We start from the raw sequence: 25,776 nt of genomic DNA, 5'->3' as shown, positions 1-25,776 counted from the left end.
CTAGGAAGTCGGGTATTCGTGCTTACCGACTTCTGGAGGACGTTCATGCTGCATGGGTTAGGGCGCTTGAGACATGGGCGGCGGGGGACGGTCATGGCCGCCACGGCGGCCATGACCGCCTCGCTGTTGTCGGCCCCCGGCGCGTACGCGACCGCCGCGCCGCCCGTGGAGTTCACGAGTGATGCGGCGAGCGACGAGATCACGCTGGTCACCGGTGATCAGGTGCGCGTGCGTGCCGTGGACGGCGAGCACAGAACCGTGGCGGTCACCCCCGCGCCGCGGGCGGACGGCTCGGTGCCGACGTTCCAGGTGCTGGAGACCGGCGGGCAGCTGAGCGTCATCCCCGACGACGTCGCCTCGCTCGTGCCGGAGCGGCTCGACAGCGCGCTGTTCAACGTGACGGCGCTGGCCGAGCAGGGCTACGACGACGCCATCCCGCTGATCTTCACCTACGCGGGCAACGCCCCCAAGGCGGCGGTGCCGTCGGTGAAGCAGCTCCGCACGCTGGAGAGCATCGGCGGGACCGGCGTGTCGGTGGCCGAGCCGGACGCGGCGGCGTTCGGCGCCGAACTGGCCAAGCTGGCCGGCCCGGACGCCCGCGCAGCCGGGCCGCTGGCGGGCGTGTCGAAGATCTGGCTGGACCGCAGGGTGAAGCCCGTCCTGGAGCGCAGCGTGCCGCAGATCGGCGCGCCCGAGGCCTGGGCCGGCGGGTACGACGGCTCCGGCACCACCGTCGCCGTGCTCGACACCGGAGTCGACGCCGCGCACCCCGACCTCGCGGGCAAGGTCGCCGGCCGGCGCGACTTCACCGGAGAGGACGTCACGGGCGACCCGCACGGCCACGGCACCCACGTCGCGAGCACCATCGCGGGCGCCGGCACGGACGGCGGCACGGACGGCGGCGCCAAGGGCGTGGCGCCCGGCGCCACCCTGCTGAACGGCCGGGTCCTGGGCGGTGACGGCTTCGGGCAACTGTCGTGGATCATCGACGGCATGGAGTGGGCGGCCGGGGAGCAGCGCGCCGCGATCGTCAACATGAGCCTGGGCAGCTCCGAGGCGGGCGGCCCGCTGACCGCCGCGCTCTCCCGGCTGAGCGAGCAGTACGGGACGTTGTTCGTGGTGGCCGCGGGCAACGACGGTTGCGACTCGTGCGTGGGCGCCCCCGGCGACGCGCCCGAGGCGCTGACCGTGGGGGCCGTCGACCGTGAGGACCGGCTGGCCGGCTTCTCCAGCAGGGGCCCGATCGTCGCCGACCAGGCCGTCAAGCCCGACGTGACCGCGCCGGGCGTGGACATCTCCGCCGCCAGGCCCGGCGGCGGCCACGTCGCGATGTCCGGCACCTCCATGGCCACCCCGCACGTCGCGGGCGCGGCGGCGCTGCTGCGGCAGGCCCGCCCCGGCGTCACCGGAGGCGAGCTGAAGTCGCTGCTCATGGCCACCGCCGACCCCGGGCGGGACATCCCGGTCGACGCGCAGGGCGCGGGCAGGATCGACGTGGCCGCGGCGCTGAAGAACCCGGTCGCCGCCTCGGCGGGCTCGGTCGGCTTCGGCAGGCTCGCCCCCGGCGAGGAGAAGAGCCTCACCGTCACGTACCACAATCTCGGGCAGGAGCCCGCGGAGCTGGACCTGTCGAGCGGCGGCGCGTTCGCCGTCGAGCCGGCCCGCCTCACCGTGCCGGCGTCCGGGACGGCCGAGGCCAAGGTCACGCTCAAGGCGGACGAGCCGGGCCTCGTACGCGAGGAGCTGACGGCCGCGGTCGCGGGCGGTCCGCCCGTGCGCACGCTGCTGACCGCCGACGTCGAGAAGAAGCGCGTCGAGCTGCGCGTACGCGGCATCGCCCGCGACGGACGGCCGGGCCGCGGCGGCTTCACCGTGCTCAACCTGGACCAGGGCACCCTGGTCGGCCGCGTGCTCCCCGGCGAGCCCGCGCAGCCGTGCACCGACCAGAAGTACGGCAAGGGCACCTGCCTGCTCGTCGAACCCGGCACGTACTCGGTGCTCGGTCACATCTTCACCATGCCGGCCGGCCAGGACAGCACGGCCAAGGGCACGCCGCTCAACGAGAGCCTGCTCGGCGACCCCGAAATGACGATCAGCGAGGACACCGAGGTCGTGCTGGACGCCCGCAAGGCCGTCGAGGTCAAGGTCGAGACGCCCGACCACAGGACGAAGCGGAACACCGGCTCGGCCGCCGCGCTCATGTGGTATCGAGCGGGGGAGCGGGGCACCGCGCTGCGCGGCGGCACCACCATCTCACCCGGAGGCCAGGTCGAGGAGCGGCTGTTCGTCCAGCCCACGAAGAAGGTCACCAAAGGCACGTTCGTCGTCTCGACCCGGTGGCGGCTGACCGCCCCCGAGATCACCCTGACCACCCTCGGGCTCGAACTCGATCCCCAGTACGTGAACCCGGTCCAGTTCAGCGACTTCGCCACCGAGTACCCGCGCCTGGACGGCACCAGGCTGCTCATGGCGGTGGACGTGGGACGCGGCTCACCCGGCGAGATCAAGGCCCGCGACCTGCGCGGCAAGCTCGCCGTCATCCGCCGCACTCCCGGGGTGCCGGTATCCACGCAGTCCAACGCGGCCGCGGCCGCCGGGGCGAAGATGGTGGCCGTCTACAGCGACCAGCCGGGCCACGACGTCACCACCGGCGGCAACGGCGTCAAGCTCGTCGTCCCGACCGTGCGGCTGACGCAGGAGCAAGGGCTGAAGCTGGTCGAGCGGCTGCGCAGGCTGCCCGTGCCCATCGTGGCCAAGGGCGTCGTGGCCAGCCCGTACGCCTACCACCTGTTCTTGCGGGAGAAGGGCGGGGTGCGGGACAAGCTGCGCTACGTCGTCAGGGCGAGGTCGCTGGCCAGGATCGACACGGACTTCCACACCCAGCTCGCCGACGACGTGATGGTCAACGAGGCCAGGTTCGTCTTCCAGCCCTGGGACACCTCGTCGATCAGCACGAACCATCCCATGGCCAAGGCGCCGCGCACCCGGACCGAGTACGTCACCCCCGGGCCCGACCTGCGCTGGTCCACGTCGGCCGGGGTTCCCGAGCGGCACTACAACACCATGTGGCCGCACCCGGACACGCCGCGCATCAGCCTGTCGTCGCCGGACCTGCGGCCGTACGAGGCGGGCGAGCGGGTCGGCCGCTCGGTGTTCAAGCAGCCGCTGCTGCCGGGCGTCAACCCGCGCAACCCGGTGCGCCGGGAGGGCGACAAGCTGTTGGTGTCCATGCAGGGCTTCGTGGACGCCGCCGGCAACTACGGCGACACGTACACCAGCAAGTTCGAGCACGGCATGAAGACCGACTTCAGGCTCTACCAGGGCGACACGCTCCTGTGGCAGACGAATTACCTGCCCTCGGGGTCGGGCACGCTCTCCCCGGAGAAGTCGGAGTACCGCATCGAGTACGACCTCGCCAACGAGGCCGGCTGGGCGAAGTTGTCCACCCGTACCAAGGGGGTGTGGACCTTCGGCTCCGAGCGGGCCGCGGAGGCGACGGTGATCCCGCTGTTGCTGGCCACGTTCGACGCGCCGGTCGACCTGAGGAACCGGGCCAGGTCGCGGAAGCTGGAGCTGTCCCTCCGCCACCAGGAGGGCGCGGAGCAGAGCGCGATCAAGGACGTGTCGCTGGAGGTGTCGTACGACGACGGCGCCACCTGGAAGCCCGCCCGGCTGCGGGACAAGGGCAAGCGCAGGTACGAGACGACCCTCGGCCGTTCGCCGTCCGGGTTCGTCTCGCTGCGGCTGAACGCCTCCGACGTCAACGGCAACACCCTGGCGCAGGAGGTGATCCGCGCCTACGCCACGCGCTGACCGTCCCGGCGCGGAGAAGGGGGAGGGCCTCGCACGGTCCTCCCCCCGTCGTGTCAGGGCGTGGCGCTCACCGGACGTGCTGGAGCGCGGCCGCGTCCGTGCGCCTGACGTGCCTGGCGCGGAAGACGTGCCGCCGGCCGCCGTGGGTGAAGGCGGCGCGCGCCACGATGCGGCCGCGCCTGGCGGGCAGCGGGAAGCCGACCGTGATCGCCGCGCCCGGCTCCAGCCGCGGCACCCGGTGCGCCCGCCGTTTGCGCGGCCCGTCGAGGCCCAGCTCGACCCCGCGCCAGGCGCGGGACGAGCCGTTGTGCAGGGTGACGATGACCTGATCGTCCGTGAGCTCCGTGCGCAGTCCGTACGGGGTGCGCGGGTCCGGCCCGATCGACGCGTCGAGCGTGGCCAGCAGCTCGGCGGCCAGCTCGGGACGGTCCGCCGCCAGGTCGAGCTTCTCGCCGGGGTCGGCGGACAGGTCGTAGAGCTCGACCCGGCCCTCGGGCCCGGCCCCCGCGATGTTCGGGGCGAACCGGACCGCCTTCCACCGGCCGCGCCGGATGGCCTGGGCCTTGCGCGGCCGGTTCCACACCAGGTGGTGGTGCTTGGGCGCGCTCCCGCCGGTGAGCAGGCCGCGGAAGGACCGCCCGTCGAGGTGGGCGGGCACCGGCACCTCGGCCAGGTCCGCGAAGGTCGGCAGCACGTCCCAGAAGGCGACCGGCTGCCGCTCGACGCGGTGGCGTAACCCGGGCGACCAGGCGATCAGCGGCACCCGGATGCCGCCCTCGTACACGTCGCGCTTGTCGGCGCGGTACGGGCCGTTGGAGTTGAACAGCCTGGGCGTCACGCCCTTCTCCCGGTGGGGGCCGTTGTCGCTGGTGAACAGCACGAGCGTGCGTTCGGCGACGCCCGCGTCCCGCAGCGCCCGCAGCAGGGCGGCGACGTCGGTGTCGAGCCGTGTCACCTGGGCGGCGTGGCGGCGGTTCGGATCGCTCCACGGCTCCTTCTCGTAGACGCCCGCGTCGCCGGGGATCGCGCTGGGCGAGTGCGGCAGGTTGCTGGCGTAGTAGAGCAGGAACGGGTCGTCGCCGCCCTGGGCGATGAACTCGGTGGCCCTCTCCCGGAACAGGTGCGGCGCGTACGACCCGCCGGGGATGGACACCTTCTTGTCGTTGTGCCACAGGTACGACGGGAAGTAGCGGTGGGCGTGCCGGTGGGTGATGTAGCCGAAGAACTCGTCGAACCCGCGCACGTTCGGATGGGAGGCCTGATGGGGTGCCTCCGGGCCGAACCCCCACTTGCCGATGCAGGCCGTCCGGTAGCCGGACAGCCGCAGCAGTTCGGCGAAGGTCAGGTCGGCGTCGGTCAGCGAAAGTTGTGGCCCGCCCTCGGGGTTGTCGCGTACGGTTCCGTGGCCCGCGTGCAGCCCGGTCAACAGTGCGCAGCGTGACGGCGCGCACAGCGGCGCCCCCGAGTACGCGGTCGCGAAGCGCACGCCTTCGCCGGCCATCCGGTCCAGGTTCGGAGTGTGGATCTTGCGCTGCCCCTGGCTGCCGATCTCACCCCATCCGAGGTCGTCGGCCAGAATGAGCACGATGTTGGGCCGCGAGGGAATGCGGCCGCGGACGGCGGTGGCGCCGGCCGCTGAGGGGGCCGCTAGGGAGGCCACTGAGGGAGCGGCGAGGCCGCCGAGAGTTCCGGCGACCAGGGTGCGGCGGGAAAGCCCGTTGATCACGAAGGGCAACATATCGGAGGTTGCGGGGAACGGCGGGCAAATCACCGGCGAACTCTGTCACAGCATGGCATCCGCGACGGTGAGAATAGTCACTCACCGGAGATAGTCCCACTGGCGGCAGATCTCGTGCAGGGCCTCCGGGATCTCCCCGGCCTCGGGCAGGGGCCGGGCGGCGACGACCGTGCCGGCCCGGATCTTGTCGCGCCAGTCGCCGATGCCCTTGACGAAGGCGCCGTGGTCCTTGTCGCCGTAGGACAGCATGGCGGGCTCGTACGCGACGTCCAGGAACGCGCAGAGCCGGCGCAGCTCCGCCTCGGGGTCGGCGACCAGGTTCTCGTAGCGCAGCGTCAGTCCCTCCAGATGGGTGCGGGCCTCCTGCAGGTAGGTCATGTAACTCAGCGTGCGAGGCACGGCCTCCTCCATGGGCCGCTTGGGCGGGTCCGCCTCGTGCCAGGACTGCACGATCGACATCGGGTGACGCAGCAGGAACACGAAACGCGCGTCCGGCCAGCAGGTCGAGATCCGCCGCCAGGCGAACACGTTGCTCGGCGTCTTCTCCGCCAGGACCTGCTTGCCGCTGCGGCTGAGCTCCCTGTGCAGCAGCCGGTCCCAGACGATGTGCTCGATGTCGCTGTGGGTGTGGCCGAGCAGATCCATGGCCTGCCGTACGGGATCGGTGCCGAGGCCGACGGTCACCCGCCTGAAGTGCGTCTCGATCGGCGAGTGGATGCGCGAGTGGCTGTTCAGCATGACGCGCAGCAGCGTGGAGCCCGACCGTACGGACGACAGCAGGAAGACCGGCGCGCGCAGCAACCGGTCATGAGCGCCGTCGACGGGCGGGCGTACGGCGTCGCCCGGCAGCCGCTTCGACTCCAGCGGCGGCTTGGGCGGCGGTTTCGGCGCCTCCTTGCGCATGCGGCGCGTCAACGTGTATCCCGTCAGGCCTTCGAGCGTGGCGTTGGCGCGGTACCTCCAGTTCATGGGGCTACAAGCTAGGGGGACGCAGTGAACCCCAGGTGAATCACGCCTGTGAACCCTGTGCTGAAGAGCACACGCCCTCCATGGACCTCTGCGGGGAGCAGAACAACGTTCCGGCCGACGACGGGCCCCGTCAGCACACGACTCCCAAGGAGGGAAACCATGCGTACGCTCAAGCACCGGGCTGTGCACCTGTCACTCCTGGGCGGGTCAGGCCCGCAGGTGGCAGCGGGTGAGGCCGGTCGCGGTCGGCAGGAGCTCCGGCGCCGTCTCGTCGCAGATCGGGCCGATCCGGCGGTGACAGCGCGTGTGGAAGGCGCAGCCCGGCGGCGGCTGCTCGGGTCGCGGCGGTTCCCCGTTCAGGACGATGCGCCGCGACCGGTCCGCCCCCGAGCCGTCCGGCACGTCCGAGACGTCCGGGACCGCCGAGGCCAGAGCCTCGGTGTACGGGTGCCGCGGGTCGGCGAAGACGCTCTCCGCGTCGCCGCGCTCGACGATCTGGCCCAGGTACAGCACGTTGACCTCGTCGCAGAAGAAGCGCACGACGCCGAGGTCGTGACTGATGAAGAGGAAGGACGTGCCGGACTCCTCCTGGATGTCCTTGAGCAGGTTGAGCACCAGGGCCTGCACGGAGACGTCGAGCGCCGAGACCGGTTCGTCGGCGACGATGAGCGCGGGCCGCCCCGCGACGGCCCGCGCGATGGCCACCCGCTGGCACTGCCCGCCGGACAGCTCGTGCGCGTGCAGGTCCGCGACCCGGGCGGGCAGGCCCACCCGGTCGAGCAGGCCGAGGACCTCCTGCCTGGCCGGGCGCACGCCCTGAGCCAGGAGCGGTTCGGCGACGCATCGGTGCACGGGCAGCCGCGGGTTGAGAGAGGCCCGCGGATTCTGGAAGATCATCTGGATCGGGGCGGCGAGCCTGCGCCTGCGCCGTTCCGGCAGGCCGGCGACGCCCGTGCCCATCAGCTCCAGCTCGCCGGAGCTCGGCTGCAGCAGGCCGGCGACGATCCTGGCGAACGTCGACTTGCCGCTGCCGCTCTCGCCGACCAGCCCGACGGCCGACCCCGCCGGAACCGTCAGGTCCACCCCGCGCAGGGCCCGCACCTCCTGCCCGGTGCCCCGCACCCGGAACGACCGGGACAGGTTCGCGGCACGCAGGACCGGTGACGTGGCGGTCACGACTCCTCCTCGCTGGCCCGCAGGCACGCGACGCTGACGTTCCCGCCGACGGCGCGCAACTCCGGATCGGCGGTACGGCACTGCTCGACGGCGATCGGGCACCGCGGCGCGAACCGGCACCCGGACGGCATGGACCCGATCGGCGGCACGGTGCCGGGGATGCTGGGCAGCCGCGCGAGCCGCCGGTCCGCGGTGGGACGGCAGCCGACCAGCGCCTTGGTGTAGGGATGCCGGGGCCGCCGCAGCACGTCCGCCACCGGGCCGCTCTCCACGACGCGGCCGGCGTACATCACGTACATGCGCCGGCAGGACCCGGCGACGAGGCCGAGGTCGTGGGAGATGAACAACATGGCCATCCCCCTGTCGCGCACGAGGGTCATCAGCAGGTCCATGATCTGTGCCTGGACGGTCGTGTCCAGGGCGGTGGTGGGCTCGTCGGCGATGAGCAGCCGGGGCTCGCACGACAGGGCCATGGCGATGAGCACCCGCTGGCGCATGCCGCCGGAGAGCTCGAAGGGGTAGGCCCGCGCCACCCGGTCGGGCGCGGCGACGCCGACCTCGGCCAGCAGGTCCACCACGCGGCGCCACCGCTCGCGGCGCGGCGGGCCGCCGTGCCGCCGCAGGACGTCCTCGAGCTGCCGTCCGACGGTCATGACCGGGTTCAGCGAGGTGCCGGGGTCCTGGAAGATCATGCTGATCTCGCCGCCGCGCAGCGGCCTGAGCGCTCCGGGATCGCCGAGGTCGTAGGAGCTTGCGCCGAGCCGCAGCGTGCCGGACGCGCGCAGCGCGGGCGCCAGCAGGCCCAGGGCGGCGTAGGCGGTGACGGATTTGCCCGAGCCGCTCTCCCCGACCAGGGCGACCGCCTCGCCAGGAGCGACGCGCAGGTCGAGCCCGTCGACGGCGCGGACCTGCGGATCGGCGGCCAGGCCGATCTCGACGCGGTCGAGGGCCAGCAAGGGGTCGGCCGGCGGGGTCTCGGTCATCGGGGTCGTCGGGGTTTCGGTCATCGGCGTCTCCGGGGGTCGAGCGCGTCGCGGACGCCGTCGCCGGCGAAGAGCAGGGTGATGACGAGGACGGCGATCACCAGGCCGGGCGCCACGGTCAGGATCGGCAGGTCGAGGCTGTGGGCGGAGCCGTCGGCCAGCAGGTTGCCCAGCGACGCCGTGGGCGGTTGCACGCCCAGCCCGACGAAGCTCAGGCCCGCCTCCCCGATGACGGCGAAGGCGAAGATCAGCGTCAGCTGGACGGAGGTCACGCCGAGCGTGTTCGGGACGACGTGCCTGACGGCGATCCGCCACGGCGGCACGTTGCTGACGCGGGCGCTCTCGACGTACTCCTCCTGCCGGACCCGCAGCACGACGCCGCGTACGACGCGCGCGAGGTAGGGGGTGTAGCCGACCGCGAGGGCGATGACGGTGCTGCGCATCCCGGCGCCGAGCGCGGCGATCAGGCCGAGGGCGAGCACCAGCGAGGGCAGCGCCAGCCCCACGTCGATGGCTCGGGCGATCACCACGTTGGCGAACCCCCTGGCGTACCCGGCGAGCAGCCCGAGCGGGATGCCCGCCGCCGCCACCGCCGCGGTCGTCGCCAGGCTGATGAGCAGGGACGAGCGCACCGCGTGGAACAGCCGGCTTAGCTGGTCGCGGCCGAACTCGTCGGTGCCCAGCAGGTGCCCGGGCCCTGGCGGCATCAGCGTGTTGCGCAGATCCTGGGCGGCCGGGTCGTACGGAGCGAGCAGGGGAGCGGCGGCGGCCACGAGCACGAACACCGCCAGCACGGACCAGGTGATCTTCTGGGTCAGCGGCCGCAGCAGGGCGGCCACCGGGGTCGTACGCTCAGCCACGCGATCGCCTCACTCTCGGATCGACCACGGCGTAGAGGAGATCCATCAGCAGGTTGACGGCGACGAAGACGACCACGATCACGAGGATGCACGCCTGCACCACGGGATAGTCCCGCGACAGCACCCCCTGCACGATGAGCCGGCCCATGCCGGGGAGCGCGAACGCGTTCTCCACCAGGAGCGCGCCGGCCATCAGGGCGCCTGCCTCCAGACCGAAGATCGTGAGCGTGGGCAGGAAGGCGTTGCGCAGGGCGTACCGGCCGTAGATGCGGCGCTCCGGAATCTGGAACGCGCGGGCGGTGCGCACGTAGTCGGAGGACAGCGTGTCGATCAGCCCCGCTCTGGTCGTCTCGAACACCAGGGTCGCGAACCCGGCCCCGAGGGCCAGCGCGGGCAGCAGCATGTGGCCGAGGTGCGCGCCGAGCCCTTCCGAGAGCGGCGCGTAGCCGAATGTCGGCAGCACCCCCTGGGCGACGATGATCAGCAGCAGCGCGAGCCAGAAGCTCGGCACCGCGACTCCGGTCGCGCCGGCCAGCCGGGAGAGCTTGTCGGCGATGGCGCCCTGCCGACGGGCGGCGACCAGGCTCAGCGGGATCGCCAGCACGACCGCCAGGGTGAACGCGTACACCGACAGTTGCAACGTGATGACCAGCCGGTCGGCGAGGAGTTCGGCGACGGTGTCGTTGAGGACCAGCGAGTTGCCGAAGTCGCCGCGCACGGCGTCCGTGATCCAGTTCCAGTACTGGAGCGCGATCGGGTCGTCGAGCCCGAGCTCCCGGCGGGTGCGTTCGACCTGTTCCGGGGTGACCGAGCCGCCCGGTCCCGCGAGGATCCTGGCCGGGTCGCCGGGGATCAGCCGCATCAGCAGGAACACCACGAAGGTGGCGGCGGCCACCACCGCGGCCTGCAGGACGCTGCCCGCCAGCGGCAGCACCACGCGGGGGCCGAGCCGGCGTGCGCGGTTCAAGCGGACAGCCAGCATTGCGCCGCTCCGTGGGTTCCGCCGGGCGAGAAGGCGTAGCCGCCCACCTTGGGGCTCATGGCGGTCAGCGTCGAGGGCCACACGGTGAAGGCGGCGTAGGCGTTGTCGGCGACCAGGCGGGCGACGTCGTGGTACATCTCCGCCCGCAGGCCGGGGTCGTCCTCGGCGCGCGCCTTCTCCAGCAGGTCGTCGAGCTCGGGATCGTCGACTCCGGAGACGTTGAGGTCGCCCTTGCTGTGCACCAGCGGGTAGATGACCTCATCGGGGTCGACGGTGCGGGTCGTCTGGCCGCTGTTGGTCAGCGCGAAGTCGCGGCTGGTGTAGATGCGGTCGGCCCACGAGCCGAAGTCCTCCTTGTTGAGCCGCACGTTGACGCCGACCTGCTCCAGTTGCGCCGCCATCGCGTCGGCCTCCTGCGCCCACGGCGACTGCGTGAAGGCGTTGAAGGCGACCTCCGCGCCGAAGTCGTACCCGGCCCTGGCAAGGAACTTCTTGGCCTCGTCGACCGAGTACGCCTGTGCGGCGCCGCCCGACAGGTCCTCGAAGGCGGGGCCGATGGCGGGGGAGAACGGCCCGTGGGCGGCCTTGGCGTGCCCGCCGTAGATCCCCGCGGCGATCCCCTCCCTGTCGAGCGCGGCCGAGAAGCCGCGGCGCACGTCGGCGTTGTCGAACGGCTTCACCGTCTGGTTGAAGGTGAGGTAGTTGAAGGTGTTGCCGGTGTTCTCGCGCCACACGGCGTCCCTGCGCCGCTTGACCTGGCTCGCCTTGCCCGGCAGCACGTCGATCATGTCGAACTCGTCGTTGAGGAACGCCATGATCTGGGTGTTGGTGTCCGGGATGATGGTGAACGTGATGGCGTCCAGGTAGTTGTCGTCGCCCCAGTAGTCGTCGTTGCGCTCCAGGCGGATCACGTTGCCTGCCCGATATTCCTTGAACACGTACGGCCCGGTGCCGACCGAGGCGCGGAACGGATCGGACTTCGCGAACTTCGCCACGGCGACCGGTGACATCATCATCACCCGTCCTCTGCGCAGCGAGGGCAGGAACGACGCGGCCGGGCGGGACAGCCGCATCTCCACCTGGTGCCTGCCGAGGACCTTCACCGACTCCAGGAACGGCGGCAGGTTGACCCCGTCTCCCTCGGGGTCGAGCAGCCGGTCGAAGTTGGCCTTGACGGCCGCGGCGTCGAAGGGCGTGCCGTCGTGGAAGACGACGTCCCGCCGGAGGTCGAAGACGTAGCGCGTGGGGGAGGCCCGGTCCCAGGCCTCGGCGAGTTGCGGGACGACCTTGCCGTCGCTCACCTCGACCAGGCCGTTGTAGGCGAGGGTGGCGATGGCCGCGGTGCCGACCGAGCCCGCCGCACTGGTGCCCATGTCGAACGCCGGCGCGATCGGCTCGGCCGTCAGCGGCAGCCGCAGGGTGCCGCCTCTGCGCGGCGGCCCGGTGGGCCCGGCGGTGTTCATGGGCGCCGAGGAGCGTCCGCCGCCGCACGCGCTCACCGCGAGCGTCGCTGCCCCGGCGAACAGCCCGCGTCTCGTCAAGGGGACCCGCGTTTCGGGGGGTGCTTTATCGCCCATTCACGTACTCCTTAACCCCCGGTTGCCTGTAAGGCTTAATGGGTAATACCTTACATACGACATGTCAATGGGAATCGAGGGCCGGATGCAGAAGGAGCGCCCTATGACGAGGTCGGAGCCCCTGTTCGAGTCGCTGCCCCGCCGCAACCTGCGCGACGAGGCCGCGGCGCAGCTGAGGGGCCAGATCATCGCCGGCTCCCTCACGCCCGGCGTGATCTACTCGATGTCCGCCATCGCGGCGCAGCTGGGCGTCTCGGCGACGCCCGTCCGGGAGGCCGTGCTCGAACTGGCCAAGGAAGAGCTCGTCGAGATGGTCCAGAACCGCGGCTTTCGCGTACGCGTGGCCACCGGCAAGGAGCTCGACGACATCGTCGAGATCCGGCTGACCCTGGAGGTGCCCGCGATGGGCCGGCTGGCCGACCTGCGGCCGGTGCCCGAGCTGGAGAAGCTGCGGCCGATGGCCGAAGAGCTCGTCCAGCACGCGGCGAACGGCGACATGGTGGCGTTCGTCGTGCGCGACAGCGAGTTCCACCTGTCGCTGACCGCGCTGCTCGGCAACCCGCGCTACGTCGAGCTCGTCCGGATCCTGCGCTACCAGACCCGGCTGTCGGCGCTGCCGAAGCTGCGGGGAGCCGCCTCGCTCGTGGAGTCCGCCCGCGAGCACGTACACCTGCTCGACCTGCTCGCCGCCGGCGACAGGCCGGGCGCGGAGGCACTGATGACCACGCACGTCAACCACGCCCGCGGCCTCTGGGCGGGGCAGCCGGAGGACGACGGGCGGACCGCGCCCGGCGTCCGGTAAGGAGATCTCCGTGTCGACGCAGAAGCCGGGGCCGACCACGACCGTCACCCGACCCGCACGCGCCCTCCACGACTCGGCGATCGTCGTGGACGGCACCTGTCCGGGCTACCACTGGAGGGAGCGGCTGCAGACCTGGATCGACGGGGGCGCCACCTGCTGCGTGGTCAGCTTCGTGGCGTTCGAGGACTGCCGCAGGGCGGTCTCCCTCCTCGCCGAGGCCTTCCGCTACCTGCGTGAACGCCCGGACCGGCTGGTGCTCGCGACCTCGGCCGAGCAGATCCGCCAGGCGAAGAGGGACGGCAGGCTCGCGGTGGTCCTGCACTTCCAGGGCACCCACGCGCTCGAGTACGAAGCCGACCTCGTCGAGCTGTTCTGGCGGCTCGGCGTACGGGTCGTGCAGCTCGCCTACAACCAGCGCAGTCCCGTCGGCGACGGCTGCGAGGAGCCGTCGGACGCCGGTCTCAGCTCGCTCGGCCGCACGGTCGTCGCCGAGCTCAACCGGCTGGGCATCGTCATCGACGTCTCGCACACCGGCGCCCGCACCAGCCACGAGGCCGTCGCGCTGTCCACGGCGCCGGTCGTCGCCTCCCACTCCAACCCCGCCGGGCTGCATCCCAGCTCGCGCAACATCTCCGACGCCCTGATCAGGGACCTCGCCGCGACCGGCGGGCTGATCGGGATCAACGGCTTCCCCGGCTTCCTGTCCGCGCACTCGCCGCCGACGCTCGACCGCTTCGTCGACGCCATCACCTACGTCGCCGACCTGGTCGGGGTCGCCCACGTCGGCATCGGGCTCGACTACACGATCCGCAACCCGCCCATGGAGCTCTACGAGCAGTACGTACGCGACGGCATCTGGTCGGCGGCCACCTACCCGCCACCCCCGTGGCACTTCCCGGCCGGGCTGGACGACGCGTCCGGCCTGCCCAACCTGACGCAGCGGCTGCTCGACCGCGGCTACACCGAGGACGAGACCCGGGCCGTTCTCGGCGGCAACTGGCTGCGCGTCTTCGACCAGGTCTGGCACGACGCAGGGAGCACGACATGACCATCGCCACCGGCGCCCTGGCCACGATCGAGCAGGCGCGCGAGACCCTGGCCGCGGCGGGCACGACCGGCGCCTTCCACGCCCGGCCCGTGGGCGGCGGCGCCGAACTCGCCCTCGACGCCGACGCCGAGTACGCCCCGCACCGGCTCTCCACCGCCTACCGCGACGGCCCGAAGATCGCCGGCAAGACCGGCACCTTCTACGGCGGCGTGCGCAACGAGGTCGGCGTCGTCGACTTCGGCGGCGGCGAGGAGTACGCCGTTGCGATCTTCCTGCGCCAGCACGACTTCGACCTGCGCGACGCGAGGGCGGACGCCGCGATCGGGGCGGTCGCGCGGCTGCTCGTCGACCGCCTGAGGAGCACCCGATGAACCGCACGCCGGCCCCGCGCCTGGCCGAGATGACCTGGCGGCAGGTCGAGGAGCGGATGGCCGCGGGTGCGCGGACCGCCCTGTTCGCGGCCGGCTCCACCGAGCAGCACGGCCCTCATCTGCCGCTGCTGACCGACACCATGCTCGGGGACGCCCTCGCGGCCAGGGTGGCGGAACGGCTGCCCGGCGTGGTCCTCGCCCCGACCGTCCCGTTCGGGGTTTCCACCCACCACATGGCCTTCCCCGGCACCGTCACCCTCGACGAGGCGACGTTCAAGGCCGTGATCCTGCGCTGTTGCGAGAGCCTGGCCGCCCACGGGTTCGAGACCGTACTGGTCCTGCCCAGCCACGGCGGCAACTTCGCCCCGCTGGCCGCGCTGCACGCGGAGACGCGGGGCCGGGTGGGCGGCGCGCGGCTCGTCCCGTACACCGACCTGCAGGAGTTCGTGGGGGCGCTGGCGGAGGCCGGGCGGGAGCGCGGGTTCCCGCCCGAGGTCAGCGGCTCGCACGCGGGTGAGGCCGAGACGTCGATCGTGCTCGCGCTCCGGCCCGACCTGGTCGACATGGACCGGGCCGAGGCCGGCTTCGGCGGCCGTTTCGACGAGCCGACCGCGCGCAGATTGTTCGAGCACGGCACCAGGGCGCTGTCGGAGATCGGCGTGCTGGGCGACCCCCGGCCGGCGACCGCACGGGCGGGCGAGGAGTATCTCGACCGTCTGACCGGCCTGCTGACCCGCTTCTTCCAGCCGTACGTGTCCTAGCCGGGTCTGTGGGCGGCTCGGTCGTGCACCACCGCGTACGTGTTGCGCAGCGCCTCCATCGAGGCGTCGTAGGAGGCCTGCGCGACGCCCGTGAACAGGCAGTCGACCACCATGAGCTGGGCGATGCGGCTGCCCAGCGCGCCCGAGCGGAACCTGGTCTCCCGAGCGGCCGTCGTCAGCGTCACGTCGGCCGTGCCGGCCAGCGGCGACTCGCGGAAGTTCGTGATGGCCACGGTGGAGGCGCCCGACGCGCGGGCGATCGCGAGGAACTCGATCGTGTCGGTGGTGGCGCCGGTGTGCGAGACGGCCACCGCCACGCAGGCGCCGTCCAGCGTGGCCGCCGAGGTCCAGGCCGAGTGGGCGTCGTGCCAGTTGATCGCCGTACGCCCGATGCGCGACAGCTTCTGCTGCAGGTCGAGCCCCACGAGGGCGCTCGCGCCGACGCCGAAGGTGTCGATCCTGCGGGCCCCCAGCAGCAGCGTCACCGCGTCGCCGAGCGCCTCCATGTCCATCGCGCGGGCCGTGTCGGCGATGGACAACGTCTCGTTCATCGCCACCTTGGAGACGATGCCCTCCAGGCTGTCGTGCCGGTCGATGTCGCCGGACACCTCGGGCAGGCTGGAGGTGGTCAGCTCCTCCCTGGCCACCGCCCTGGTCAGGTCGAACCTGAAGTCCTTGTAGTGCGCGTACCCCATGCGCTGGTAGAAGCGCACCACCGAGGTCGTGGAGGTCTCGCAGCGGGCGGCCAGCTCGGCGATGGACAGGTTGGCGGCGGCGGCCGGGTCGCCGGTGAACTCCTCCGCGATGCGCCGCTCCGACGGTCGCAGCGTGGGCATGGCCGCACGGATGCGGATCAGTACGGTCTCGGCGTCCTCGCCCATGGTTCCCCCCGCAAAGGAATATTAATACCCTAATGGTAGGGTCTGCGTAATTTTATGACCTACTCCTCCGAGGAGACCACATGCCCCGTGGCGCGCTCTCCGCGGTCGGCATCGCCGCGGCGCTGTCCATCGCCCTCACCAGCTGTTCGTCCCCCTCCGCCCCCGCGGCCGGCGGCGACGCGCCCGCCAAGGGACTCGTGGTCGGCGTGACCTCCGACCCGGACACGCTCTTCCCCTGGAAGGCCACCCAGTTCCAGGCCGTCAACGTGCTGCAGAACCTGTACGGCACGCTCACGGAGTTCGACAAGGACCTCAACGTGGTGCCGGGGCTGGCCCAGTCGTGGGAGGCCTCGAAGGACGGCGAGAAGCTCACCCTCAAGCTGCGCCAGGGCGTGACCTTCGCCGACGGCAGCACGTTCGACTCCAAGGACGTCAAGGCGTCGCTGGAGAGGCTCATGGACGAGAAGACGGCGGCCGTGGCCAGGGCGTCGTTGGCGTCGGTGAAGTCCGTCGAGGCGCCCGACGCGAACACCGTGGTGCTGGAGCTGACCGGCCCCGACGCGGCGCTGCCCGCCAACCTCGCCACCGTCAACATGGCCATGCTCTCTTCCGACGACACCGAGCAGGAGCTCACCACCACCCCCAACGGCACGGGTCCGTTCAGGCTGGGCAAGCGGGTGGCCAGCCAGTCGCTGACGCTTGCCAGGAACGACACGTACTGGGGCCCCGAGAAGCCGCAGGTCCCGACGGTCGAGTTCCGGGTGATCCCCGACGAGTCGTCCATCGTGTCGGCGATGCAGTCGGGCAACGTGCAGCTCGCGGTCTTCGACGACCCGCTCGTCGCCCAGACCGCCGAGAGCGGCGGCACCATCACGGTCGCCAAGACGCCGCAGCTCAACTACCACGTCCTCCAGCTCAACGGCCGCCACGGCGAGCTCAAGGACGTCAACGTGCGGCTGGCGATCCAGTGCGCCATCGACCGCAAGCAGGTGCTCGACACGGCCGCGCTCGGCGAGGGCGAGGTGACCGGCCCGATCACCGCGCCGGCCTACAGGTCGGACCCGTCCAAGCGCCCCTGCCCCACCCGCGACCTGGCCAAGGCGGCCGGCTATCTCGCCAAGGCCGGCAAGTCCGGCGGGGTGACCGTCAAGACCATCGTCTCCCAGGGCGAGTACGCCACCTCCGTCAACGAGGCCCAGAACCTCAAGGCGCAGCTCGCCGAGGCCAAGATCAACCTGGAGCTGGAGGTGCTGGAGTCGGGCGCGTTCGTGGACCGATGGGTGGCGGCCGACTTCGACGCCGCCGTCGCGCTCAACGGCGGCCGCCCCGACCCCGACGGCTCCTACGGCCGCTACTTCACCAGCGACGGCAACCTCAACAAGGTCGCCGGCTACAGCTCGCCCGAACTGGACAAGCTGTTCGCCGAGGGCAAGGCCACCACCGACCAGGCCGCCCGCAAGCCGATCTACGACCAGGTCGCCGCCCACCTGGAGGACAACGCCGCCTGGATCTGGTTGTTCGCCGGCTACACCTACACCGCGACCACGGCGAACGTGCAGGGCTTCGTACCCATGGCCAGCGGCTCGCTGCAGTACCTGCGCACCACGTCCGTCAGCTGATGCGCCGGATCGCAGGCAACCGCGCCGTCCGGCGCGTGGCGAGCACACTGGGCACCCTGTTCGGGGTGGCCGTGTTCGTGTTCGTCATGCTCCGGGCGATCCCCGGCAACCAGATCACGGCAGGGCTCGGCACCGAGGCCGCGGCGCTCACCCCGGCGCAGAAGCAGGCGCTCGAACAGTACTACGGCCTCGACCAGCCGCTGGTCACGCAGTTCTTCGCCTGGCTCGGCAACATGGTCACCGGGAACTTCGGCTACTCGGCGCGCTCCCAGCAGAGCGTGCTCGACCTGACCCTGCACGCGCTGCCGGTGACGTTCGAGCTGGCGGTGTTCTCGATCGTGCTGGCCCTGCTGGTCGGGGTGCCGCTCGGCATGCTCTCGGCGTCGAGGGCCAACGCGCCCAGGGACGCCATCGGCCAGGTCGTGAGCCTGGCCGGGCTGTCGATCCCCGCGTTCCTGCTGGCCACCACGCTGCTGTCGATCTTCGCGGCGTCGTTCGGGTTCAACCCCAACGGGCAGGGCTTCGCCACGCTCGTCGAGGACCCGCTGCTCAACCTGCAGCAGATGTTCCTGCCCGCGCTCGTCCTCGGCTTCGGCATCGCGGCGCCGATCCTGCGCACCACCCGCACGGCGGTGCTCGAGGTGCGCTCGCACGACTTCGTGCGCACCGCCCGCGCCAAGGGCGTGCCGGAGCGGCGGCTGCAGGTCAGGCACGTGCTCGGCAACGCGCTCGTGCCCATCGTGACCATGACGGGCCTGCAGTTTGGCTACCTGCTCGGCGGCGCGGTGGTGGTCGAGCAGATCTTCTCCGTGCCGGGCATCGGCAGGCAGGTGCTGCTGGGCATCCAGCAGAAGGAGTACGCGGTCGTGCAGAGCACCGTGCTCGTGATCGCGCTGGCGTTCGTCGTCGTCAACCTGCTGACCGACGCCCTCTACCGGATCATCGACCCCCGGGTGAGGGCGTCATGACCGCGCTGCTGCGGCGCAGCCCCGCCGGGCTCGCGGGCGGCGCCATCCTCGTGCTGCTGGCCGCCGTGGCGGTGCTGTCGTACGCCGGGCTGCTGCCGTACGACCCGATCGCCCAGCACCCGCCCTCGCGCTTCCGCGCGCCGTCGGGCGAGCACCTGTTCGGCACCGACCAGTTCGGCAGGGACGTCTTCTCCCGCGCGGCGGCCGGCGTGGGCAACTCCGCGTTCGTCGCGGTCGTGGCGGTGGCGTTCGCGACCGTGGTGGGCACGCTGGGCGGGCTCGTGTCCGGCTTCTACAGGGGCGTCGCCGACGGCGCGATCGGCGGCGTCACGAACGTGTTGTTCGCGTTCCCACCGCTGCTGCTGGCGCTGTCGCTGGCCTCGGTGCTGGACCGCAACCGGTTCACCATCGCCGTGGCCATCGCCATCGTGTACGTGCCCATCTTCATCCGCGTCACCCGCGGCCCCGTGTTGTCGCTGAGGGAGATCGAGTACGTCAAGGCGGCCGTCTCGACCGGCCTGAGCCGCTGGCAGATCATGCTGCGCCACGTGCTGCCCAACATCACCTCGATCGTCGTCGTCCAGGTCGCGCTCTCCCTGTCGTGGGCCGTGCTCACCGAGGCGTCGCTGAGCTTCCTCGGCCTGGGCACGCCGCCGCCGGCGCCGTCGCTCGGGTCCATGATCTACGAGGCGCGCAGCCTGGTGTTCATCGCTCCCTGGACCCTGATCGCGCCGGGCGCGGTCGTGGTCCTGCTCGTGGTGGGGCTGAACCTGCTCGGCGACGGCCTGCGTGACACTCTCGACCCGCGAAACCGAGGCAAGCGGTGAACCTCTCACACCTGACGACGGAAACGGCCGACCCCCGGTTCGCCGGCATCGACACGATGAGCGTGGGCGAACTGGCCGCGACCATGAACGCGGCCGACGCCGCCGTCCCCGCAGCGGTCGCCGGGGCGCTGCCGCAGATCACGGAGGCGATCGAGGCCACCTCCGAACGGGTGCGGGCGGGTGGCCGGCTCGTGTACGTCGGCGCGGGCACCCCCGGGCGGCTCGGCGTGCTGGACGCGTCCGAGTGCCCGCCCACGTTCGGCACGCCGCCCGAGCAGGTCTTCGCGATCATCGCCGGCGGTGAGGGCGCGATCGTGTCGCCCCGCGAAGGGGCCGAGGACGACGAGAGGGCCGGGGCGGCGGCCGTCGACGCGGCCGGCGTCGGGCCGCTCGACACCGTGGTGGGCATCGCGTCCAGCGGGCGCACCCCGTACGTGCTGGCCGCCGTGCGGCGGGCCCGCGAACTCGGCGCGCTGACCGTGGGGCTGTCGTGCAACGCGGGCACGCCGCTGAGCGCGGCCGCCGCCCACGCCGTCGAGGTGCTCGTCGGGCCCGAGGTGGTCAGCGGCTCGACCCGGCTCAAGGCGGGCACGGCGCAGAAGCTCGTGCTCAACATGTTCTCGACGATCGTCATGGTGCGGCTCGGCAAGACGTACGGCAACCTGATGGTCGACGTGAAGGCGACCAACGGCAAGCTGCGTGAGCGGGCCGTGCGCATCGTGCGCGCGATCACGGGCGCCGAGCGTGAGGAGGCGCTGGCCGTGCTGGACGCCAACGGCTTCAACGTGAAACAGGCGGTCGTCGCCGCCCGCTTCGGCCTGGCACCGTGCGACGCGGCGGCCCGGCTGGCCGGAGCCGGCGGCAGACTGCGCGAGGCGCTGGAGGAGCGGGCATGAAGGTTCTCGGGATGATCTCCGGCACGTCTCACGACGGGATCGACGTGGCCGTGGTCGACTTCGCCCTGGCGGACGGCGTGCTCCGCGGCCGGGTCGGGCACACGGCGAGCACGCCGTACCCGGAGGAGCTGCGCGCCCGGCTGATCGCGGCGCTGCCGCCCGCGCCCACCACCCTGGCCGAGATGTGCGAGCTCGACACCCTCATCGGGCAGTGCTTCGCCGAGGCCGCCGCCGCGGCGATCGCCGAGGGCGGCCCCGCCGACCTGATCGTGTCGCACGGGCAGACCGTCTTCCACTGGGTCGAGAGGACGCACGCGCGCGGCACGCTGCAGATCGGCCAGCCGGCCTGGATCGCCGAGCGCACGGGCACACCCGTGCTTTCCGACGTGCGCGTCAGGGACATCACCGCCGGCGGGCACGGCGCCCCGCTCGTGTCGGTGCTGGACGGGCTGCTGCTCGGCGCGTACGAAGGCGGCGCGGGCGCGCTCAACCTCGGCGGCATCGCCAACATGACCGTGGTACGCGGGAACGAGCTGTACGCCTACGACATCGGCCCGGCCAACGCGCTCATCGACGCCGTGGTGACGGGCCGGGCGCTGAACGCCCGCGGCTTCGACGAGGACGGCCGGATCGCGGCCTCGGGGCGGGTGTCGCCGCCGCTGCTGGAGGCGCTGCTCGACGAGCCCTACTACCGGCTGGCACCGCCCAAGAGCACCGGCAAGGAGCTGTTCCACCCCGGCCACGTCGACGAGGCGCTGGCCAGGGCGGGCGGCGAGGTGGGCGACGCCGACCTGGTCGCCACGCTCACCGAGCTGACCGTGCGCACGGTCGCCGGCGACGTGCGGAAGGCCGGGGTGCGCACGCTGGTCGTCTCCGGCGGTGGCTGCCGCAACCCGGTGATCATGGACGGGCTGCGTTCGGCGCTGCCCGCCGTGGACGTACGCCCCTCCGACGACCTCGGCGCGCCCGCCGACGACAAGGAGGCCATCGCGTTCGCCCTCATCGGCTGGCTGAGCGCGCACGGACTGCCGGGCACCGCGCCCGGCGGGACCGGCGCGCGGGCCGCCCGCGTCCTCGGCACGCTGACTCCGGGCGCTGGCCCGCTCGTGCTGCCCGCGCCGCTCGCGGGAGCGCCCACGTCGCTGGTGCTGACGCGATGAAGGCCCCACCCGGCATGGTCAAGGCCGCGCGCACGCCCTGGTTCGACCTGACCGAGTGCACCGGCCACCGCACCGTGCGCTGGATCGACGGCGAGCGCGAGGGCGTCGCGGCGATGACCCTCGACACCTACCACGACCTCGCCTCCGTCACCAAGGTCGTGGCGACGACGACGGCGCTCATCCGCCTGGTGTCCGATCGGCTCGTGGACCTCGACGCGCCGCTCAGCGCGTACCTGCCGCGGTCGTACGAGGCGATCACCGTACGCGACCTGCTGCTGCACCGGGGCGGCCTGTGGGAGTGGTGGCCGCTCTACATCCAGCCGCAGCTGCCGCCCCCGCGCTACCGGCCCGGCCGCGCACGGCACTACTCCGACCTCGGCTTCGTCCTGCTCGGCCGGATCGTCTCCGCCGTCACGGGGCTGCGCCTGGAACGGGCCGTGGCCGAGCTGGTCACCAGGCCGCTCGGTCTCACCAAGACCACGTACGCCCGCCCGGCCGGCGCCGAGGCCGCCATGAGCGCCCTGGACGACCGGGTCGAGATGCGCATGCTGGACACGGGCGAGCCGTACCCTGTGCCGTACCGCAGCGGCGACTTCGCCCGCTGGCGCCGCGAGCCCGTGCTCGGGCAGGTCGCCGACGGCAACGCCTACCACGCCTTCGACGGGGTCTCCGGGCACGCCGGGCTCTTCTCGACCGTGCCCGACCTGCTGAGGTACGCCACCGCGATGTCCCGCTACGAGGAGCACGACCGGCTGTGGCGGCCGGAGGCGGCCCGGGAGTTCTTCGCCGCCGGACCCGACCCGGCCCAGGCCCTGGGCTTTCGCAGGTACGACCTGGCGCTCGCCGGCGAGACGGTCACCGTGCTCGGCCATCCCGGCTACGTGGGCTGCGCCGTCGGCTTCGTACCGGGCCGCGACATCGCCCTCGTGCTGGCGAGCAACCGGCTGCTCGTCGAGGGCACGCCGGCGCCGACCGAGGCGCTCTGGGCCGACCTGCTGCGGACCACCACCGAACGATCGAGGACCGTATGAGCCCGCTCCTGGAGATCCGCGACCTCTCGGTCGCCTTCCGCACCCGGCGGCAGGACGTCACCGTCGTCAAGAACGTCTCGATGGAGATCCTGCCCGGCCAGACCGTGGCGGTCGTCGGCGAGTCGGGCTCGGGCAAGTCCACCACGGCGGCCGCTGTCAACAGGCTGCTGCCCGGCAACGGCCGCATCACCGGCGGCCAGGTGCTCTTCGAGGGCCGTGACCTGGCCACGGCGAGCGAGCGCGAGATGACGGCGATCCGCGGGGCGGGCATCGGCCTGGTCCCCCAGGACCCGATGTCGAACCTCAACCCGCTCATGCGCATCGGCGACCAGATCGCCGAGGCCCTGGAGGTGCACGGCGTCGCCACGGGAAAGGCGGCCCGCGCCCGTGTGGTCGAGCTGCTGGACATGGCCGGCATCACCGACCCGGAGCGGCGGATCGGGCAGTATCCGCACGAGTTCTCCGGCGGCATGCGGCAGCGCGCGCTGATCGCCATGGGGCTGGCCTGCCGGCCCAGGCTGCTCATCGCCGACGAACCGACCTCCGCGCTCGACGTCACCGTACAGCGGCGCATCCTCGACCAGCTCGCGCGGCTCACCGCCGACATGGGCACGGCGGTCTTCCTCATCACCCACGACCTGGCGCTGGCCGCCGAGCGGGCCGACGTGGTGGCCGTCATGTACCAGGGCGAGATCGTCGAGATCGGGCCCGCCGCCGCCATCCTCGCCGAGCCCGGTCACGAGTACACCAGGCGCCTGCTGAAGGCGGTGCCGAGCCTGTCGTCGGTGCGCCTGCTCGAACCGCCGCGCGCCTCCGACGACCTGGTCGTCGTCGAGGACCTGCGCAAGGTCTACCCGCTCAGGGGCACCGGCGAGCAGATCACCGCGGTCGACGCGGTCTCCTTCACCATCCCGCGAGGCAGCACCGTCTCCATCGTGGGGGAGTCCGGCTCGGGCAAGTCGACCACCGCCAACCTGCTGCTCGGCCTCGACGACCTCACCTCGGGCCGCATCCGCTTCGACGGCACGGACGTGACCGCGCTGGGCAGGCGGGAGCTGTTCGCCTTCCGCAGGCGCGTCCAGCCGGTCTTCCAGAACCCGTACGCCTCACTCGACCCCCGCTACACCGTCGGCAAGTCGGTCGCCGAGCCGCTGCGCGTGCACCGCGTCGGCACGGCGGCCGAACGCAGGAGGACGGCGGCCGAGCTGCTGGAGAAGGTGTCGCTGCCGGCGTCGACGGCCGAGCGGCTGCCCCACGAGCTGTCCGGGGGCCAGCGCCAGCGGGTGGCCATCGCCAGGGCCCTCGCCCTCGCGCCGGAGCTGGTCGTGCTGGACGAGGCCGTCTCCGCGCTCGACGTGCTCGTCCAGGCGCAGATCCTGGAACTGCTCGCCGACCTGCAGCGGGAGCTGGGGCTGAGCTACCTGTTCATCAGCCACGACCTGGCCGTCGTACGGATGATCTCGCACGCCGTGCACGTCATGCGTGAGGGACGGATCGTGGAAAGCGGCACCGCCGAGGAGATCTTCGACCATCCGGCGGATGACTACACCCGCGAACTGCTCGCCGCGATCCCGGGCACCCTCGCCTGAGCCACAGCGGAAACGTGAAGATCCTGCCGGCACGGCTTCGGGCACACCGGTGCCGCCGGAAGCCGCGAGCCAGGCGCCACGCCGGAAAGAACGACGAAAATCGGCGGAAGTCGGGAGCTCATGGCTCAAGTCCGTCGATCGGTGTGTTTGTCTCGCGTTACCTGGGAAACGGCAGGCAACCGTCACCCTCGCGGCAGACCACTGTGGTCACGTTGTGTGATTTGCTCATGACACAAAGTTGGCGGGGTGATGGCTAGAGTATGCCGTTCAGGAGAGGAACCCATGAGCTTGATCACCCGTGCCGAGTGGCACGCCAAGAAGCCGACGAGCGAGTACACCCGCCTGGAGTCGACCAAGGGGGTGAAGATCCACTACACCGGCGGCAAGGTGCCGGCCGACCTGACCGAGTCCGCCAACCATGACAAGTGCGGTGACCTGGTGAGAGACATCCAGAAGATGCACATGTCGGGCGGCCGTGGCGAGACCTACATCGACATCGGCTACAGCATGGTGTGCTGCCCCCACCGCTACACGTTCATGGGCCGCGGCCCCCACGCGCTGCCCGCCGCCAACGGCGCGGGCCTCAACTCCGGCCACTACGCGGTGCTCGCGCTGGTCGGCAGCTCGGGGCTGACCGAGCCCAACGACGACCTGCTCCACGCCCTCGTCGACGCCATCGAACACCTGCGCGAGCACGGCGACGCCGGCAACGAGGTCAAGGGCCACCGTGACGGCTTCGCCACCTCGTGCCCCGGCGACCCGCTCTACGACTGGGTACGCCGGGGCGCCGAGCGGCCCTGAACTCGGCCCTGAACTCGGCCCTGTATTCGGCCCTGTATTCGACTCCGGGCAGGCGACCTTCGCTCAGGTCAGGCAGCCGACGTGGGCGAGCGCCTGCTTCAGCAGCACGCCCTGCCCGCCGGGCATTTCCTGCTGCACCATCGGCGACGCCGCCTCCTCCGGGGTGAACCACACCAGGTCGAGGGCGTCCTGCCGGGGCCGGCAGTCCCCCGCCACGGGCACGATGTAGGCCAGCGACACCGCGTGCTGGCGCGGGTCGTGGTAGGGGGTGACGCCGGGCGTGGGGAAATACTCCGCGACCGTGAACGGCTGCGGCGAGGCCGGGATCCTCGGCAGCGCCACGGGGCCGAGGTCCTTCTCCAGGTGGCGCATGAGCGCGTCACGGATGCGCTCGTGGAGCAGCACCCGCCCCGAAACCAGTGCCCTGCTGACGGTTCCGTCCCCGGCTATGCGCAGCAGCAGGCCGACGTGAGTCACCACGCCGGCGTCGTCGACGCGCACCGGCACGGCGTCGATGTAGAGGACGGGCAGCTGGCCGCGCACCGACTCCAGTTCTTCGGGAGCGAGCCATCCAGGCGTGGTTTCGGTCTTTTCGGTCATCTGCTGATCGTACGTCGCCCTCCGGCGGCAGGCAGCCGGACCCCGGCCAAGACGTGCGGCCGGCATCCACCTCACACGCGGCCGCGTACCGGCCCGCCCCCGTCATTCCCGAACGCGGCAGGGCGGGCCGAAAAAGACCTGCTCACCAGCCAGGACGCCGTGCACACCATCAGGACGACGCCCATGAACGGCAGGTATTCGACGACTTTCCGCTTCATCCGCAGCTCACGCTCCGCTCTCCATGCCGCGCTCCGCACACCCGATGTCCCCCGGACCGACTCGTGCCCTGCCCGGCGAGGACGGAAACCGGAAAACGCAGGTCAG

Annotated in this window: 23 protein-coding genes; 13 read left to right on the top strand and 10 right to left on the bottom strand. The window is 71.9% G+C overall.

Annotation, left to right across the window (positions count from 1 at the left end):
• The first annotated feature begins 93 nt into the window (after positions 1-93).
• A complete protein-coding gene (locus E1267_RS04820) occupies positions 94-3,813 on the top strand; it encodes a S8 family peptidase (RefSeq protein ID WP_246063469.1) in 3,720 nt (1,239 codons plus the stop codon).
• 67 nt (positions 3,814-3,880) lie between these two features.
• Here E1267_RS04820 and E1267_RS04815 read toward each other — a convergent pair whose 3' ends face one another.
• The 7 genes from E1267_RS04815 to E1267_RS04785 form a co-directional block, all read right to left on the bottom strand.
• Positions 3,881-5,539 carry an arylsulfatase gene (locus E1267_RS04815; protein ID WP_165959462.1) on the bottom strand — a complete coding sequence of 553 codons (1,659 nt, stop codon included), beginning with the start codon at positions 5,537-5,539 and terminating at the stop codon, positions 3,881-3,883.
• A 93-nt stretch (positions 5,540-5,632) separates the two neighbouring features.
• Entirely contained in the window at positions 5,633-6,520 is an 888-nt protein-coding gene (locus E1267_RS04810; protein WP_132330158.1) for a sulfotransferase family protein, read from the bottom strand.
• A gap of 207 nt (positions 6,521-6,727) precedes the next feature.
• Positions 6,728-7,696, bottom strand: a complete 969-nt coding sequence (locus E1267_RS04805) for an oligopeptide/dipeptide ABC transporter ATP-binding protein (protein ID WP_220449342.1) — start codon at positions 7,694-7,696, stop codon at positions 6,728-6,730.
• Positions 7,693-8,703 (bottom strand): ABC transporter ATP-binding protein, encoded by a 1,011-nt coding sequence (locus E1267_RS04800; RefSeq protein ID WP_132330156.1) that lies wholly within the window; start codon positions 8,701-8,703, stop codon positions 7,693-7,695. Before E1267_RS04800 ends, E1267_RS04805 begins: the two co-directional genes overlap by 4 nt.
• The gene (locus E1267_RS04795; RefSeq protein ID WP_132330154.1) at positions 8,700-9,539 is read right to left on the bottom strand and encodes an ABC transporter permease; all 840 of its coding nucleotides are present in this window, start codon (positions 9,537-9,539) and stop codon (positions 8,700-8,702) included. The genes E1267_RS04800 and E1267_RS04795 overlap by 4 nt, the downstream gene beginning before the upstream one ends.
• A complete protein-coding gene (locus E1267_RS04790) occupies positions 9,532-10,521 on the bottom strand; it encodes an ABC transporter permease (protein WP_132330152.1) in 990 nt (329 codons plus the stop codon). The genes E1267_RS04795 and E1267_RS04790 overlap by 8 nt, the downstream gene beginning before the upstream one ends.
• Complete coding sequence (locus E1267_RS04785; RefSeq protein WP_165959461.1) at positions 10,503-12,062, bottom strand: ABC transporter substrate-binding protein; 1,560 nt, start codon at positions 12,060-12,062, stop codon at positions 10,503-10,505. Before E1267_RS04785 ends, E1267_RS04790 begins: the two co-directional genes overlap by 19 nt.
• A 139-nt stretch (positions 12,063-12,201) precedes the next feature.
• Here E1267_RS04785 and E1267_RS04780 point away from each other — a divergent pair, with 139 nt between their 5' ends.
• Genes E1267_RS04780 through E1267_RS04765 form a run of 4 tightly spaced genes read left to right on the top strand, consistent with a single transcriptional unit; the run spans position 12,202 to position 15,080 of the window.
• Positions 12,202-12,900: a GntR family transcriptional regulator gene (locus tag E1267_RS04780; RefSeq protein ID WP_132330148.1), complete on the top strand. Its 699-nt coding sequence runs from the start codon at positions 12,202-12,204 to the stop codon at positions 12,898-12,900.
• A gap of 10 nt (positions 12,901-12,910) precedes the next feature.
• A complete protein-coding gene (locus E1267_RS04775) occupies positions 12,911-13,948 on the top strand; it encodes a dipeptidase (RefSeq protein WP_165959460.1) in 1,038 nt (345 codons plus the stop codon).
• Positions 13,945-14,319: a serine hydrolase gene (locus E1267_RS04770; RefSeq protein ID WP_132330145.1), complete on the top strand. Its 375-nt coding sequence runs from the start codon at positions 13,945-13,947 to the stop codon at positions 14,317-14,319. Before E1267_RS04775 ends, E1267_RS04770 begins: the two co-directional genes overlap by 4 nt.
• Positions 14,316-15,080: a creatininase family protein gene (locus E1267_RS04765; RefSeq protein ID WP_201760674.1), complete on the top strand. Its 765-nt coding sequence runs from the start codon at positions 14,316-14,318 to the stop codon at positions 15,078-15,080. Before E1267_RS04770 ends, E1267_RS04765 begins: the two co-directional genes overlap by 4 nt.
• Here E1267_RS04765 and E1267_RS04760 read toward each other — a convergent pair.
• A complete protein-coding gene (locus E1267_RS04760; RefSeq protein WP_132330144.1) occupies positions 15,077-15,961 on the bottom strand; it encodes a MurR/RpiR family transcriptional regulator in 885 nt (294 codons plus the stop codon). The genes E1267_RS04765 and E1267_RS04760 overlap by 4 nt on opposite strands.
• An 80-nt stretch (positions 15,962-16,041) precedes the next feature.
• Between E1267_RS04760 and E1267_RS04755 the strand changes: the two genes are divergently transcribed.
• From E1267_RS04755 to E1267_RS04720, 8 genes are all read left to right on the top strand, one after another.
• Positions 16,042-17,580, top strand: a complete 1,539-nt coding sequence (locus E1267_RS04755; protein ID WP_132330142.1) for an ABC transporter substrate-binding protein — start codon at positions 16,042-16,044, stop codon at positions 17,578-17,580.
• A gap of 35 nt (positions 17,581-17,615) precedes the next feature.
• Positions 17,616-18,548, top strand: coding sequence for an ABC transporter permease (locus E1267_RS04750; protein WP_246063467.1), 933 nt, complete (start codon positions 17,616-17,618; stop codon positions 18,546-18,548).
• Complete coding sequence (locus E1267_RS04745) at positions 18,545-19,375, top strand: ABC transporter permease (RefSeq protein WP_132330138.1); 831 nt, start codon at positions 18,545-18,547, stop codon at positions 19,373-19,375. Before E1267_RS04750 ends, E1267_RS04745 begins: the two co-directional genes overlap by 4 nt.
• Complete coding sequence (gene murQ / locus E1267_RS04740) at positions 19,372-20,271, top strand: N-acetylmuramic acid 6-phosphate etherase (RefSeq protein ID WP_132330137.1); 900 nt, start codon at positions 19,372-19,374, stop codon at positions 20,269-20,271. Before E1267_RS04745 ends, murQ begins: the two co-directional genes overlap by 4 nt.
• Positions 20,268-21,431: an anhydro-N-acetylmuramic acid kinase gene (locus tag E1267_RS04735; RefSeq protein ID WP_132330135.1), complete on the top strand. Its 1,164-nt coding sequence runs from the start codon at positions 20,268-20,270 to the stop codon at positions 21,429-21,431. Before murQ ends, E1267_RS04735 begins: the two co-directional genes overlap by 4 nt.
• On the top strand, positions 21,428-22,462 hold the full coding sequence (locus E1267_RS04730; RefSeq protein ID WP_132330133.1) for a serine hydrolase domain-containing protein: 1,035 nt from the start codon (positions 21,428-21,430) through the stop codon (positions 22,460-22,462). Before E1267_RS04735 ends, E1267_RS04730 begins: the two co-directional genes overlap by 4 nt.
• Entirely contained in the window at positions 22,459-24,051 is a 1,593-nt protein-coding gene (locus E1267_RS04725) for an ABC transporter ATP-binding protein (protein WP_132330131.1), read from the top strand. The genes E1267_RS04730 and E1267_RS04725 overlap by 4 nt, the downstream gene beginning before the upstream one ends.
• Before the next feature lie 282 nt (positions 24,052-24,333).
• A complete protein-coding gene (locus tag E1267_RS04720) occupies positions 24,334-24,852 on the top strand; it encodes a peptidoglycan recognition protein family protein (RefSeq protein WP_132330129.1) in 519 nt (172 codons plus the stop codon).
• A 63-nt stretch (positions 24,853-24,915) separates the two neighbouring features.
• Here the strand turns inward: E1267_RS04720 and E1267_RS04715 are convergent, their stop codons facing one another.
• Both E1267_RS04715 and E1267_RS44070 read right to left on the bottom strand, forming a co-directional pair.
• Positions 24,916-25,452, bottom strand: coding sequence for an NUDIX hydrolase family protein (locus tag E1267_RS04715; RefSeq protein WP_132330127.1), 537 nt, complete (start codon positions 25,450-25,452; stop codon positions 24,916-24,918).
• Positions 25,453-25,523: 71 nt separating this feature from the next.
• Positions 25,524-25,670 carry a hypothetical protein gene (locus E1267_RS44070; protein ID WP_165959459.1) on the bottom strand — a complete coding sequence of 49 codons (147 nt, stop codon included), beginning with the start codon at positions 25,668-25,670 and terminating at the stop codon, positions 25,524-25,526.
• Between the last annotated feature and the right edge of the window lie 106 nt (positions 25,671-25,776).

Origin of the sequence: Nonomuraea longispora (assembly GCF_004348345.1) — a bacterium.
Taxonomy (GTDB): Bacteria; Actinomycetota; Actinomycetes; order Streptosporangiales; family Streptosporangiaceae; genus Nonomuraea; species Nonomuraea longispora.
Note: the sequence above shows the minus strand (reverse complement) of the source record. Positions and strands in the feature narration are given on the sequence as shown.